This window comes from Brachybacterium sp. AOP29-B2-41 (assembly GCF_052378395.1).
In the GTDB taxonomy this organism is placed as follows: Bacteria; Actinomycetota; Actinomycetes; order Actinomycetales; family Dermabacteraceae; genus Brachybacterium.
The window spans coordinates 22,490-36,552 of the sequence record NZ_JBQSXR010000003.1; the positions used below are offsets into that span (position 1 = coordinate 22,490).

Below are 14,063 nucleotides of genomic sequence, written 5' to 3' on the forward strand. Positions count from 1 at the left end.
GGACGCGGGCGTGTCCGCGTCTCGCCTCCGGGCAGCGGATGTGAGATCACTGGACCGAGGACTCTGGGCACTGGCGGAGCGGCCAATCACCGAGGCGGACATCGTCGCCGCGTTCTGTCGGCGGGATCGAGACACCTTCGCAGCGGGCCTCACCGCCGCGCGACTCTGGGGCATCCCGCTGCCTGGAGTCCTGGCGGATGAGGTGGTCTGCGTCCCGCTCACCTCGCGACGCGTGAATGGCCGATCGGTGCCCCGGCCCCGGGGCCGCACGGTGGACATCCGGATCCATCTGGCATCCTAGGCACCGCCACGGCGAGGTTCCGCGCTGGTGCGGTGGAGTCGTCTCGAGATCACCCCGATGTCGCTGGATCATCAGCCGGCAGTGCAGGTCACGAGTCGGATCCGCACCCTTGTCGACCTCTCCGGGGTGCTTCGCCACGAGGCGCTCGTCGCGATCGGAGATCACCTGGTCCGCCAGCCGCGGCCAGAGTACGAGGGGCGGTCGGTCCCCTATGCGGCTCTCGAGGAGCTGCTCGAGGCGGCCAGCTCCTTCCACGGAGGTCAAGTCCCCGGAAGTGGTGTAGCGATCCTTCGGCGATAGGGATCAGGCTGTCAGCGCGGGAAGTGCATCGGTGCTCACCTCGTTCACGGGATTGGTGGTGAGGGTGAGGCGGCAGCGGGCGAGGACGTCGAGGCCGAGGTAGCGGCGTCCTTCGGCCCATTCATCGGTCTGCTCGGCCAGGACCGCGCCGACGAGGCGGACGATCGCCTCGCGGGAGGGGAAGATGCCCACCGAGTCGGTGCGGCGGCGGATCTCGCGGTTCAGACGCTCGGTGGGGTTGTTCGACCAGATCTGGACCCACACATCCTTCGGAAACGCGGTGAACGCGAGGACGTCTGCGCGGGCGGCATCGAGGTGCTCGGCCACGGCCGGGAGCTTCTCACCGACGTAGTCCAGCAGACGCTCGAACTGCGCATTCACGGCCGCGGCGTCGGGCTGGTCATAGACGCTGTGCAGCATCGCTTTCACGGCTGGCCACATGCCCTTGGGGCAGATGCTCATCAGATTCGCGGCGTAGTGGGTGTGGCAGCGCTGCCAGGACGCTCCGGGCAGGTGAGCGGCGATCGCCTCGACCAGCCCCGCATGCGCGTCGGAGGTGACCAGGCGGACTCCGCCCAGGCCGCGGGCGACCAGGTCGGCGAAGAAGCTGTTCCAGGCCGCGCCGGTCTCGCTGGTCGCGACCCGGATGCCGAGGACTTCGCGGTGGCCGTCGCCGTTGACGCCGGTGGCGAGCAGGACGACGGCGTTGATGACTCGTCCGCCCTCGCGGACCTTCATCGTCAGTGCGTCGGCGGAGACGAACGTGAACGGCCCGGCCTCGTCCAGGGGGCGGTGGCGGAACTGCTCGACGTGCTCGTCCAGATCGGCTGCCATGCGGCTGACCTGGGACTTCGAGAGGCTGTTGATGCCGAGGGTCTTGACGAGTTTGTCCATTCGGCGGGTGGAGACGCCGGCGAGGTAGCAGTCCGCGACCACGGTGATCAGGGCGGATTCGGCGCGTTTGCGGCGCTCGAGCAGCCACTCGGGGAAGTAGGTGCCGGTGCGGAGCTTGGGGACGGCGACGTCGATCGTGCCGACGCGGGTGTCGAGGTCGCGGTGGCGGTAGCCGTTGCGCTGAGCGACCCGCTCGGGGCTGGGTCGGCCGTATTCCGCGCCGGCGACCGCGTCAGCGTCCGCGGACAGCAGCTCGTTGATGATCCTTTGCAGCATCGTGCGCATCAGATCCGGGGAGGCTTCGGCCAGGGCTTCACCGAGCAGGCCGTGAGGGTCGACAATATGAGGAGCGGTCATCGTGATGACTCCGTTCGAGGATTCTGTGGAAGGTTGACTCGAAGGATCACACGGTGGCCGCGTCCTCGTCAGAGACGATCACGGGGCCACCGCGCTACACCACTATGTGGGACTCAACTCGTATCGGTACGGTGTAGGGCAATGACACAGGTGTTTTCAGGTTGCGATACAGGGGCGGGATCACGATGACGCGATCACTTACCAGCGATATGTGCCGAAGCTTGGCCGCGCTAACTTCATTCACAGTCGCCGGGGCGATGGTCCTTGCGGGAGCGGGTCTGGCATCCGCCGAACAGCCCGCGACGGATGCTGCATCCGCGCAGAGCGTGGAAGAGTCTCTCCAGAATCTGGAGGAGGTGAACCCCGGATTGCTGGCCGTGCCGGTCGAATCCGAAACGCATGGGTTGGCTGGATCAAGCCACTCGGTCCCCATTGGGGGAGGGAGCGTCGAAGTCTCTAGTAGCCCCGCCGAAGGCGTTAGCCTCCGCAGTTCGGAGGGTGAAGCTCTGAGCATCCAGTTGCCACATGCGAACAGCGCTGAGCCGGTTGAAGTGCTCGAAGACGGAACGTTTGCGTATCCAGGCGAGGATAGTGCCAATGCAGTGGTGGTCACTGAGCAAGGTGTGCAGATGTTGACTACGATCGCCAATGAGGGTGCATCCTCGACGTTCGCTTACGAGATCGATCTCAGTGTGGGTGAAACCCTGGAGCTGGTCCCCAGCGGGGCGGCAGTCGTCGTGGACTCTGCCGGCGAGACGGTACTAGCCTTCGGGGAGCCGTGGGCTAGTGACGCGGAGGGTAAGGAAGTTGAGACGTGGTTCGAGGTCAACGGCTCGACCCTGACTCAGGTCGCTGATCATACGTCCGATGAGGATGTCACCTATCCGGTGGTCTCCGACCCGATCGTCCTGGCCCCGTGGATGGTTAGGTGCCTGGTAGGGATCGGCCTCAAGAGTCCTGACATCACCCGTATCGCGCAGTTGGGAACGCCCTATTCCATCCTGGCCGCCTTCGGCCGAGGGGCCGTCGCCTGCGTCTTCATGAAGTGATAGTCATGTTTCGTCGACGAAGCGTGCCCGAGCTGGAAGGACAGTTGCGCGAAGTGGAGGAACGTATTTCAGCTCATCCACTCGCCTCAGAGCGTGTAGTAGAGGCCCAGAAGCTGGTCGAAGAACGCAACGGGAAAGACCAAAAAGCACTTTCGAGAGAGCTGTCCGAAAGAGGCTTGCCCAGTCTCGAAGAGCTGGGCCAGATCCAGTTTCGGAATACTGCTAGTTGGTGGCGACTCCATCGTGACCAGAAGCGCTTATCCCGGCAGATCCAGAAACGCCGGACATAGGCTTCCGAACTCACTTTTCCTTAATCGGGAGAGCGGGGAGATTATTTTGCGTGAGCGGCCGCGTAGACGGACCCGATCACCGCTCCGGGCTTGCTTAGCAGTGTCCGGCTCTCAGGCACGACTAGCAGGTGGTTAACCATCTTCTGGGTACTTTCGAGGCTTCGATACCAATAGCCCCGGAAATGATGTGGACTCAGCGCCAGAGATCTCTCAGCGTGGTCACGAGTCGTAACTAGAGCGGCGCCGTCCTTTGGGGTAAACCCTGGGTCATCCTGGATTGCTGCGATAAGGGTTACGTAGGCGAGGTCGGACATCGCTTTCGAAAATGCAAAGCGAGACGACGGCATGTCTATATAAATCGACTTGAGAGCTTCCCATGGCTCCCCCCAAAGGCGTTGCTCTCGTTCGTGGTGGGAAACGGAGAGGGGGGTGAGGAGTAGGAAGTGTCGGCCAGGATCGCCGAGAGCTAAGCCCGCCGGAGTTTCCTCCAATGGCCCGAATCGCTTCACGCGCGTCAGCTCCTCTTGCTCATGATTACCGGCGACGCTGGACGGAGAGAGCTTAGCGCGAAAGGGGTGAAGCTCCGCTCTTAAGCAACTATTCTATGCGACGTTCGCGACGCGGAAGGTCTTTGCTTAACTGGCCATCAGCCCAGGGGTAGTTCTGGTTGCTCGAGGTAGCGGTACAGCGTGGATCGGCTGATTCCGTGGTCACGCGCGATTTGCACCTTAGGCGTGCCGGCCAGGGCGGCGTTGCGGACGGAGCGGATCTGGTCGCTCTCGAGGGTGCGGGGCCGGCCCTTGTAAACCCCACGCTTCTTCGCCGCGGCGATGCCCTCGGTCTGGCGCTGGCGGATGAGCTCACGCTCGAACTGAGCGAACGCGCCCATCATGTTCAGCTGAAACGAGGCCATCGGGTCCGTGTCGCCCGGGGCGAAGGTGAGTCGCTCCTTGAGGAACTCGATGCTCGCACCCTTCCTGGGGTGCTGATCGGTGTGTTCGGTCGGGTCGCCGGTGATCTGCTGGACGATGTCGTTGAGGTCGATCACCGAGCGGGCGAGACGGTCCATAGAGGCGACCACGACATGGTCGCCGTGGCGGACGTGCCGGATCAGCGCCTGCAGCTGTGGGCGGTCGACCGCGCTCTTGCCGGACTGCTTCTCAGTGAAGGTCTGGTCGCACTCCCCCACCGCTTCGAGCTGCCGCGCGAGGTTTTGGCCAGCCGACGAAACCCGGAGGTAGGCGACGCGCTGTCCCAGGGTCCGATGTGTGTCACTCATGTTCTAGACCCTAGCCGAGACATGTGCCAAAAGCCGCTATTGGACCCTGTGGAACAGGAGCGATATGTGGATGTGATGGCTCAGTGGCGCGGTTCTGTGCTCGCTCAGTGGCGGGGCATGGGCGGTCAGGAGGTGGTCGTGGTGCGGCGCAGCTCGCGGTAGATGGTGGTGCGGGAGACGTTGAACAGCTCGGCGAGCTCGGCCTGGGTGTGCTCGCCAGCCGTGTGCAAGGTCAGTAGGTGCTTGCGCTGAGAGGGCGAGAGCTTGGGCTTCTTGCCTTTGAGCTTGCCCTTGGATCTGGCGATGGCCATACCCTCGCGGGTGCGCAGACGGATGAGGTCCGCCTCGAACTCGGCCACCATGCCGAGCACGTTGAAGAGCAGCCGGCCCACGGCGTCATTGGGGTCGTAGACGCTGCCGCCGAGACTGAGCGCCACTCCCTTGATGGTGAGTTCGTCGGCGATGTCCCTCGCATCGGGGAGTGAGCGGGCCAGCCGGTCGAGCTTGGCGACCACCAGGGTGTCGCCGTCCCGGGTCGCGGCCAGTGCCTCGCGGAGCCCGGGCCGGGCGCGGTTCGTTCCGGTCAGGCCGTGGTCGAAGTAGATGTTTTTGCCCTCGACTCCGAGGCGCTCGAGCGCCTCTCGTTGGGCGGAGAGATCTTGCTCGAGGGTCGAGACGCGCGCGTAGCCGACATGCATGTCGACATTGTTGCAGTTAACCTCCCCTCACCGCTCACGTCACCGTACGGGTCTTGCGTACATGACGACCCCTCGTAAAGAGGCGTCGAGGAGGACGCTCGCTCGACATACGGTGAAGGATCCCCTATCGGGCGATTGCTCACTGCAGCTGTTCGCTTCGCCAGCTGCCCGCGAGGGCCACTAGTCCAGCATGAGCTCTACGTCGTAGGCCGGCCCGAGCTCGGCCACCAGAAGACGGTGCAGCTCGATGCCTTCGGCTCGGTGCTCCGCACCCGCCGCGGAAGAGTCCCAGCCGCGCTCCCAGTCGTAGTGCGCATTGAAGAAGGCCGCCCAAGCCGTCAGTCGCCGCTTCAGTGGCTGGGAGAGTTCCCAGTCGCTCTCATCGGTCAAGCCGTCGGTCCAAAGGGGCCATTCAGCGGTGTAGTCGTTCATCAGTCGCACCTGGATCGGTTTCATGCCAGCCAGTGTGCAGCCGGGAGGGAGCCTTGGCGACCTCGATGACGCCAGCGAGCTGTCACAGACAACCGCCACTCAGCGTTCACATCCACAAGCGATACTCCGCCGGCGGCCGTCTCGTTTGGGTATACCTCAGCGAGACGTTCCGATGACAGCTGGCCAGCCACCCTTTGGGCAGCGCGAGCTCCGTCCGGGACGCAATTACTGGCACTTCAGTGCTCAGCCCCCGTTGAGACCTTCCCAGGTGCCAATCTCGGTCACGCCATCGGCCTGGTAGGCCGTGATGGGGATATAGGCGAGGCCCTCGTCGTTGGTCTCTGTCGCCATGTTTTTCACGGTCTCGTTCCACTCGAGTGCCTCTTCCGGCGAGTTGACGTGCCCGCCTTCGAGGCGGATCAGCTCCTCCGCATAGATGTAGCCGACCGCACCGTCGGGCATCTCTACCGCAACGAGGTCTGGCATGGCGTCGTACGATTCCACATCAGAAGAGGAGCCGTAGGTCTGGCCGTTCGCGTTCGTGGGGAAGCTTGGACTCGGCGCGCCCTCATCGGCGGCGGGCTCTGCCTCCGCGTCGGGTGCCGGCTCGGTGGCGGGACTGGCCACGACGGGTGCTGCCTGGCTGGGCGTGGTGGGACCGCTCCCAGCGATCAGGAAGCCAGTGGTCATGCCGGTGACCAGTAGCGCGGCCGCTCCGGCGATGACAGCAGCAGTGCGGTGGCGGGGAAGTCTCTGCGAGGACATCTGTACGGCACCTCCAGACGGCATTCGGACTGCGTCGGTGTCCCATCTCGGTATTTCGAGCGTGGGCCAGGCGTTGTGCTGAATCTGCCAACAGTACCGGCCCGGGGTGACGGGCGCCACTAACGCGGCAGGGCTGCGCACCTCGCGTGACAAGTTTCGGTCCAGGATTGTGGAGCATCTTCATATGCGACAACGAAGCGCCGGCGGCCCTGCTGCTGATGTGCCGCAATGGACCGTTTATGACGCGGGCTGCGGATCGCACTCGGCTAGCCTGGATTGATGAGCGTCACCCTTTCGATCGACTCACGGAAGCTCGACATCCTCGGCATCATGTCAACCACCGCAGGCGGTCTCGGGGTCGCACTCACGGTCTGGGGGCAACTAGCGCGGCAAGAGCTGTATTCGTTCTATGTGTTCAACGGGCACGGGACGGCGGACGGCCTCATGCTGATCCCGTTTATTCCAGGGTTGATCTGCGTCGTTCTCGCCCTTGGGCTCGGCACGGCCAGCCTGCGTACCCGGGACAGCGGGAGAACGTGGGCAATAGTGGGCCTCATTGCGGGAGCTGTTGCGGTCGCCTTCATGGTGTCTGGCATACCCGTCAATTTGGTGCCTGACCCCCGGATTCCACAAGGGCCCCTGTGAGCATCTTTGGTGCGTTCGCGGTTCACCCCTGAACCGACCGTTTAGGGATTGCTGACCTCCAGGCGCGTTCCGCGGCTTGGTCGTCGGCTGCCGCACGAAGCTGTTCGGCGGTTGTGATGTTTGGGGTTGCGAGCCGAGTGGGGTCCTCGTAGACGCCAGAGGCCGCCCCCAACAGGTGCGGCCCCTGGCGTTACGATCGGGAGAACTGTGCTATCTGAACTCTAGGGAGACTTTACTGGCGGAGGCGCCAGAGCCGAAACAATTTCCCGACTGCCATGATTCTCCGCGTATTGCCCAGCTCGTGTATCGATCCAGACCGGAACAATGAGCTCGCGCACGAGCCTGTTTGCCAGCAGCAAGAGTGGGGCATGAGACCGTTGCGTAGAAGGATGTTCCGGTGTAATAGCCGTGTTCGACGCTATATAGTCGCTCCGTTCTCTTTATTAGCTTGCCCGTACACCCGCTAGAGGTTGCTGTGCTGACGGTTGTGGTTTTGACCTGATCCGCATGGGCCAGACCAACCATCCCGGTCCACAGGCTGAGAGACAGCAACGCCGTTGCGGCTACGCGCATAGATCGTGATCGAGTTGGCATTCTCGAAGCCTTCGCTTTCTTGTTTAAGCGCCCAGCGAAAGGGCGTAGTACGTCAAGTAAATGGTAAAGGCTGGCGAAATTATTTCGACCACACCTACTAGGCACATCCACCAGGATCTGGCATATATGCCCAAGCAAACTGTAACTATCCCGAGGAGGGGAACAAAAAGGAAAGCGAGACTGTTCGCGAGTGGAGACAATACGCATAACGCCAACGAAATCGCAGCTATACTCAAGGTTGAAATGGTAGCCATCTGTTTTCGTGATTGCGCGCCATTCGGAGTTGTCGCACTTTTGTCGGACATGCCATCCTCCACTGCTAGCATTTTACGGCGATTTGGGCCGCGAAATACGTTTTCACGGCGGTTGCTGCGATCTTCTCGGTCGTATGCATACGGTTGTAAGTGCGATTAATGGTGGCAATGAGGGCGCGGTCGCAGGAGCAGTTGAAGTATCCGTTTGAGGCGTAGCACCTATCATGGGTGCGGCAAGCGCTATCAAGGAGGTCCTTGGCGATTCCTCCACCATGCCCGGGGCCGCACCAGTTCCCCCAAATAGGGATACCTAGCTTCCTTGCAGATACGCCCCCTGCCTCCTCGGTAGCGTACGCTTCCGATAAGTCAGTTAGTATAGCCCCCGCTTGAAGCACGTCCGGCGAAGCCCCTTCGGAGAGGGCTCGATCAGTGTCGAAGGCGATTATTCCACCTTCGGTTACCACATACTCTTGCACGGCTGCGTCAAAGTCATCCTGAGACGAGTTCACTGAGGCTGAGACGGTCGCACTTCCCGAGCCTGCGCCAGGAATCGCAGGTGCCGCAAAAGATGGGGCGGCCATTAATAGCGGGGCTACTAAGATGACATGCGCTACTAATAGCGAAGTAAGCTTCCTCTGGCGCCGTGTCAAAGGCCCTCCACTGCCACTCTGCATGATTCTCCCCTCTTCCGGGCTGGTAACCTTCGCTAGCTACAAGTCCCGGGCGCTTCGTTGCGCTTAGGCGGACTGTACCGGTCAAGTCCCCGGAAGTGGTGTAGCGATCCTTCGGCGATAGGGATCAGGCTGTCAGCGCGGGAAGTGCATCGGTGCTCACCTCGTTCACGGGATTGGTGGTGAGGGTGAGGCGGCAGCGGGCGAGGACGTCGAGGCCGAGGTAGCGGCGTCCTTCGGCCCATTCATCGGTCTGCTCGGCCAGGACCGCGCCGACGAGGCGGACGATCGCCTCGCGGGAGGGGAAGATGCCCACCGAGTCGGTGCGGCGGCGGATCTCGCGGTTCAGACGCTCGGTGGGGTTGTTCGACCAGATCTGGACCCACACATCCTTCGGAAACGCGGTGAACGCGAGGACGTCTGCGCGGGCGGCATCGAGGTGCTCGGCCACGGCCGGGAGCTTCTCACCGACGTAGTCCAGCAGACGCTCGAACTGCGCATTCACGGCCGCGGCGTCGGGCTGGTCATAGACGCTGTGCAGCATCGCTTTCACGGCTGGCCACATGCCCTTGGGGCAGATGCTCATCAGATTCGCGGCGTAGTGGGTGTGGCAGCGCTGCCAGGACGCTCCGGGCAGGTGAGCGGCGATCGCCTCGACCAGCCCCGCATGCGCGTCGGAGGTGACCAGGCGGACTCCGCCCAGGCCGCGGGCGACCAGGTCGGCGAAGAAGCTGTTCCAGGCCGCGCCGGTCTCGCTGGTCGCGACCCGGATGCCGAGGACTTCGCGGTGGCCGTCGCCGTTGACGCCGGTGGCGAGCAGGACGACGGCGTTGATGACTCGTCCGCCCTCGCGGACCTTCATCGTCAGTGCGTCGGCGGAGACGAACGTGAACGGCCCGGCCTCGTCCAGGGGGCGGTGGCGGAACTGCTCGACGTGCTCGTCCAGATCGGCTGCCATGCGGCTGACCTGGGACTTCGAGAGGCTGTTGATGCCGAGGGTCTTGACGAGTTTGTCCATTCGGCGGGTGGAGACGCCGGCGAGGTAGCAGTCCGCGACCACGGTGATCAGGGCGGATTCGGCGCGTTTGCGGCGCTCGAGCAGCCACTCGGGGAAGTAGGTGCCGGTGCGGAGCTTGGGGACGGCGACGTCGATCGTGCCGACGCGGGTGTCGAGGTCGCGGTGGCGGTAGCCGTTGCGCTGAGCGACCCGCTCGGGGCTGGGTCGGCCGTATTCCGCGCCGGCGACCGCGTCAGCGTCCGCGGACAGCAGCTCGTTGATGATCCTTTGCAGCATCGTGCGCATCAGATCCGGGGAGGCTTCGGCCAGGGCTTCACCGAGCAGGCCGTGAGGGTCGACAATATGAGGAGCGGTCATCGTGATGACTCCGTTCGAGGATTCTGTGGAAGGTTGACTCGAAGGATCACACGGTGGCCGCGTCCTCGTCAGAGACGATCACGGGGCCACCGCGCTACACCACTATGCGGGACTCAACTTCCACGGAAGGGGTGCCCGCAGGCTCCAGGCGGCGGTAGCGCAGGTGCGTCGCGACAGCGATTCGCCCGCCGAGACCACGCTGCGGCTCGCCCTGGTCAGGGCCGGGCTCCCGGAACCGCTGGCGAATGTGCGCCCGGTCGGTGGAGTCGACAGGCTCGGGGCCGGGATCGATCTCGGCCAGCCCGATCTGCACTGGCCGACGTGGCGGGTCGCGCTCGAGCACGACGGGCCCACTCATCTCACTCCGGAGCAGCAGGCGAAGGACATCGCCAGGGGCGAGCGGCGGGCCCGGGCAGGATGGGTCGAGGTGCGCACCACGGCTGAGGATCTTCAGTACGGCTGTCGCAAGGCCGTGGACCGTGTCCGCGACGCCTTGCTTCGGCAGGGCTGGACGGCGTCGGCGTGACCACGGCGAAGCACCGAGATCGACGTACGGAGCAGGATGCTTGTTGCAATCTGTACCGAACGTCGATCTCGACGCGAGCCGGGGCCGGAGGGGGCCGAATCGGCGCGAGACGACGCGAGCCGGGTGCGAGCTGCGTGCTGGGTCGGGGCTCAGTCCCGGCCGCGGGCCCAGCCCTGGCCGCCGGTGAGATCCAGCGGGTGGGGGAGCGGATTGCCGTAGCGGTGATCCGTGGCGCTGATCGCCTGCTCGTGCAGGAACGGGAGCAACTCGATCCGTCCGCTGGAGACCACCACTCCGGTGAACAGTGCCACCTCGATGTGCTCCGCGATCGCCCGGCGCAGCGCCGCGTCGGGCTCGCCGATCAGACGGATGCGGGACTGGGTGAGGGCGGGGATGCGACCTGCGAAGGCGACGCTGTCCTCGAGCGTGACCGCGGTACCCGCCGCTTCGGCGACGGAGACCAGCTCATGGTCCGCGACGGAGACCTCCACCTCGGCGCCGACGGTCGCTGCGGCATGCAGCACCCGCTCGAGCTCCTGCGGGGCTGCGCCGGAGGCGGCGCGGATCAGCACCGGGAGCGGCAGGTAGCGCAGCACGTTGATCTCCCCGTGCAGCTCCTGCACGTCGCGGGGAGCGAAAGTGCTCGAGAAGTGCTCGCGGTCGCTGTGTCGTGCCGAGGCCAGCCAGGTCTCTGGGTCGGACAGCGCGTCGGAGGTGGCGGGGGCGTCGGCCCAGTCCATCAGGTGGACCAGATAGTTCGGCCCGCCCGCCTTCGCGGTCTGGCCGATGGCCGAGCGCTTCCAGCCGCCGAAGGGCTGCCGTTCCACGATCGCCCCGGTGATACCCCGGTTCACGTAGAGGTTCCCGGCCTCGACGTGCTCCGTCCACCAGGCGACCTCGGCGGGCTCGAGCGAATGGAGCCCGGCGGTGAGCCCGAAGGCGGTGCCGTTCTGGATCCGCACCGCCTCCTCGAGGGACTCGGCGTGGATGACCCCGAGCACCGGTCCGAAGTATTCGGTGAGGTGGAAGGCGGAGCCCTCCTCGACACCGGTGCGCACGCCCGGGGAGAACAGGGTGCCGGAGTCATCCAGCTGGCGGGGTCGGGAGAGCCAGGCCTCACCGTCCGCGAGCTCGGTCAGCCCCGAGCGGAGCTTCTCACCGGGGGCCTCGACCACGGGGCCCATCTGTGCGGTCGGGTCGGTGGGCCGGCCCACGTGCAGGCTCAGCACCGCGTCGGCGAGCTGTGCGGTGAAGCGCCGCGAGGTGGTCACGGATCCTACGGTGATCACCAGGGAAGCGGCGGAGCACTTCTGGCCGGCGTGGCCGAAGGCGCTGGCTGCGACATCGCGGGCTGCCAGGTCGAGATCCGCCTGCGGGCTGACGATGATCGAGTTCTTGCCGCTGGTCTCGGCGAGGATCCGCAGCTCGGGCCGCCAGGAGGCGAACAGTGTGGCGGTGTCTGAGGCACCGGTGAGGATCAGCTGATCGATCCGCGGGTCCGAGATCAGCGCTCGGCCCACCTCGTCCTCCGGCACATCGACCAGGGTGAAGACGTCCTGGGGGACACCGGCCTCGTGGAGAAGCCTGCCTATCAGTGCGCCGCAGCGACGAGCCTGCGGAGCGGGCTTCATGATCACGCTGCTGCCGGTCACGAGTGCGGCGAGAGCGCCGCCGGTGGGGATCGCGACCGGGAAGTTCCAGGGCGGGGTGACCAGTGTCAGCGGCCGGGCCGTGGCCTGCAGATCGCCCTGCCGGGCGAGCTGCTCGGCCTGTTCGGCGTAATAGAGCGCGAAGTCGATCGCTTCGCTGACCTCCGGATCGCCCTGCTCGAGGGTCTTGCCGGTCTCCGCCGCCATCACCTCGAGCAGCTCGGCCCGATGCGCAGCGAGGGTGCCCGCCACTCGGCGCAGGATCCCGGCGCGCTTCTCCACTCCCAGACCCACCCAGGAAGGCTGTGCGGTCAGGGCGCGGGAGATGGTCGACGTGACGGCCTCCACGGTGGTGAGTCGCGCGGCGCGGGCTTCCTCGTCGCCGATCTCAGAGCCGCGGATGCGATGGGTGAGCTGCGCGGCCCACTGCTGGTTCGCGGGGGTCGAGAGGTCGGTGTCGGGGGTATTGCGGAAGGCGCCGGGCACCGCCGGCAGGCCGGGGGAGCCCAGCTGCAGCACGCCCCGACCCCCCACGACCTCGGCGATGCGGTCCTGGTCCCGATGGGTGGGCAGGGAGGTCTCCCGCAGCGCCCGCTCCAGGGCGCCGGTGAACCGCTGCCGCTCCCGCTCGAAGAGCTCCTCGGAGGTGTCCAGCTCGAACGCGGCGGACAGGAAGTTCTGCGAGGAGGCATTCTCCTCGAGACGGCGCACCAGGTAAGAGACGGCGACGTCGAAGTGGCGCGGGTGCACGATCGGCACGTACAGACGCATCGTGCCGGTGGCCTCGCGCACCACGGCCTGCTGCCCAGGGGCCATCCCGGCGAGCATCTCGAACTCCACGCCGTGGCCGGGACCGGCACCGATGTCTCGCTCGCGCATCAGCAGGTGCGCGAAGGCGACGTCGAAGAGGTTGTGGCCGGCGATGCCCAGGTGGACCGCGTCCAGTCGGCTGGGGTGCAGCGCCTCGAGCAGCATCCGCTTGTACTGCGCGTCGGTCTCCTCCTTCGACAGCAGCGGCGCCTGCCTCCAGCCGTGCACCGAAGCCTCGACCTGCTCCATCGCCAGGTTCGCGCCCTTGACCAGGCGCACCTTGATCGGAGCACCCCCGGCCGCCACCCGCCGCTCGGCGAAGCGCCGCACCCGGGCCATCGCGGAGGGCGCATCGGGCAGGTAGGCCTGCAGCACGATGCCCGCGTGGAGGTGCTCGAGCTCGGGACGGTCCAGGAGCTTCTCGAAGACCTGCAGGGTCAGCTCGAGATCCCGGTACTCCTCCATGTCCATGTTCAGGAAGGTGGGCTGCTCCCGGCGGGCGGCATCGAGGTAGAGGGGAAGCAGTGTCTCGACCGTGTGGTCTACCGTCTCGGCGGTGGCCCAGAGCGGCAGATGGTCCACGAGCGAGGAGACCTTGATCGAGACGTAGTCGATGTCCGGGCGGGCCACCAGCTCACGGAGCCCCTGCATCCGGCGGGAGGCCTCCTGCGCGCCGAGCACCGCTTCGCCGAGCAGATTGATGTTGAGCTCGGTGCCGTCGGCGGTGAGGCGTGCGATCGAGGCTCCCAGCTGGCGGGGGCGGGCATCGAGGATGAGGTGGCCGACCATGCGACGCATCGCGGCCTGAGCGGTGGGCACCACCACGCTCGGAGCGAGGGAGGAGGCGACGCCGCCGAGCCCCAGCACCCGGCGCAGCGGCGCCGGCAGGAAGGCCGGCGGGTCCTGGGCGAGGCGGCGGAGCTCCACGGCTGCGGCGCGCGGATCCTCGGGCCGGATCACGCGATCGACGAAGGCGAGGGTGAAATCCAGCCCTTTCGGGTCTCTCAGCAGATCGGAGAGCATCCTCGCGGGCCCCGGCACCGGACGGAGCGCTGCAGCATGCACCCAGCTGCGGACCTGCGCCGCGACCTCCTCCACGGTCAGGGAGGTGGCGGGGGAGTCATCGAGCGGGGACTGTGACGGGGGCACGGGGGACAACGAAGTCTCCTTCTCG

The 14,063-nt window shown here is 65.6% G+C and carries 10 protein-coding genes; 3 read left to right on the top strand and 7 right to left on the bottom strand.

What is annotated here, in order from left to right; all coding sequences use genetic code 11:
• Positions 1-604: 604 nt before the first annotated feature.
• Complete coding sequence (locus ACT3T9_RS03810) at positions 605-1,852, bottom strand: IS256 family transposase (protein WP_444605996.1); 1,248 nt, start codon at positions 1,850-1,852, stop codon at positions 605-607.
• A gap of 326 nt (positions 1,853-2,178) precedes the next feature.
• On the opposite strand from ACT3T9_RS03810, the gene ACT3T9_RS03815 reads away from it, so the two are divergent.
• A complete protein-coding gene (locus ACT3T9_RS03815) occupies positions 2,179-2,901 on the top strand; it encodes a hypothetical protein (RefSeq protein ID WP_444592682.1) in 723 nt (240 codons plus the stop codon).
• A gap of 936 nt (positions 2,902-3,837) precedes the next feature.
• Here the strand turns inward: ACT3T9_RS03815 and ACT3T9_RS03820 are convergent.
• From ACT3T9_RS03820 to ACT3T9_RS03835, 4 genes are all read right to left on the bottom strand, one after another.
• Entirely contained in the window at positions 3,838-4,470 is a 633-nt protein-coding gene (locus tag ACT3T9_RS03820; RefSeq protein WP_345078155.1) for a recombinase family protein, read from the bottom strand.
• A gap of 125 nt (positions 4,471-4,595) precedes the next feature.
• Positions 4,596-5,168: a recombinase family protein gene (locus ACT3T9_RS03825; RefSeq protein WP_345078158.1), complete on the bottom strand. Its 573-nt coding sequence runs from the start codon at positions 5,166-5,168 to the stop codon at positions 4,596-4,598.
• A 180-nt stretch (positions 5,169-5,348) separates the two neighbouring features.
• The gene (locus ACT3T9_RS03830) at positions 5,349-5,624 is read right to left on the bottom strand and encodes a hypothetical protein (RefSeq protein ID WP_345078161.1); all 276 of its coding nucleotides are present in this window, start codon (positions 5,622-5,624) and stop codon (positions 5,349-5,351) included.
• Between the two features lie 219 nt (positions 5,625-5,843).
• On the bottom strand, positions 5,844-6,365 hold the full coding sequence (locus tag ACT3T9_RS03835) for a hypothetical protein (protein ID WP_345078164.1): 522 nt from the start codon (positions 6,363-6,365) through the stop codon (positions 5,844-5,846).
• Positions 6,366-6,644: 279 nt separating this feature from the next.
• Between ACT3T9_RS03835 and ACT3T9_RS03840 the strand changes: the two genes are divergently transcribed.
• The gene (locus ACT3T9_RS03840; RefSeq protein ID WP_444605997.1) at positions 6,645-7,010 is read left to right on the top strand and encodes a hypothetical protein; all 366 of its coding nucleotides are present in this window, start codon (positions 6,645-6,647) and stop codon (positions 7,008-7,010) included.
• Positions 7,011-8,656: 1,646 nt separating this feature from the next.
• On the opposite strand, the gene ACT3T9_RS03845 is transcribed toward ACT3T9_RS03840, so the two are convergent.
• Entirely contained in the window at positions 8,657-9,904 is a 1,248-nt protein-coding gene (locus ACT3T9_RS03845) for an IS256 family transposase (RefSeq protein ID WP_444605996.1), read from the bottom strand.
• Positions 9,905-10,067: 163 nt separating this feature from the next.
• Between ACT3T9_RS03845 and ACT3T9_RS03850 the strand changes: the two genes are divergently transcribed.
• Positions 10,068-10,430 carry a hypothetical protein gene (locus ACT3T9_RS03850; protein WP_444605998.1) on the top strand — a complete coding sequence of 121 codons (363 nt, stop codon included), beginning with the start codon at positions 10,068-10,070 and terminating at the stop codon, positions 10,428-10,430.
• A gap of 149 nt (positions 10,431-10,579) precedes the next feature.
• On the opposite strand, the gene ACT3T9_RS03855 is transcribed toward ACT3T9_RS03850, so the two are convergent.
• Positions 10,580-14,038 carry a bifunctional proline dehydrogenase/L-glutamate gamma-semialdehyde dehydrogenase gene (locus ACT3T9_RS03855; RefSeq protein WP_444606068.1) on the bottom strand — a complete coding sequence of 1,153 codons (3,459 nt, stop codon included), beginning with the start codon at positions 14,036-14,038 and terminating at the stop codon, positions 10,580-10,582.
• Positions 14,039-14,063 lie beyond the last annotated feature (25 nt).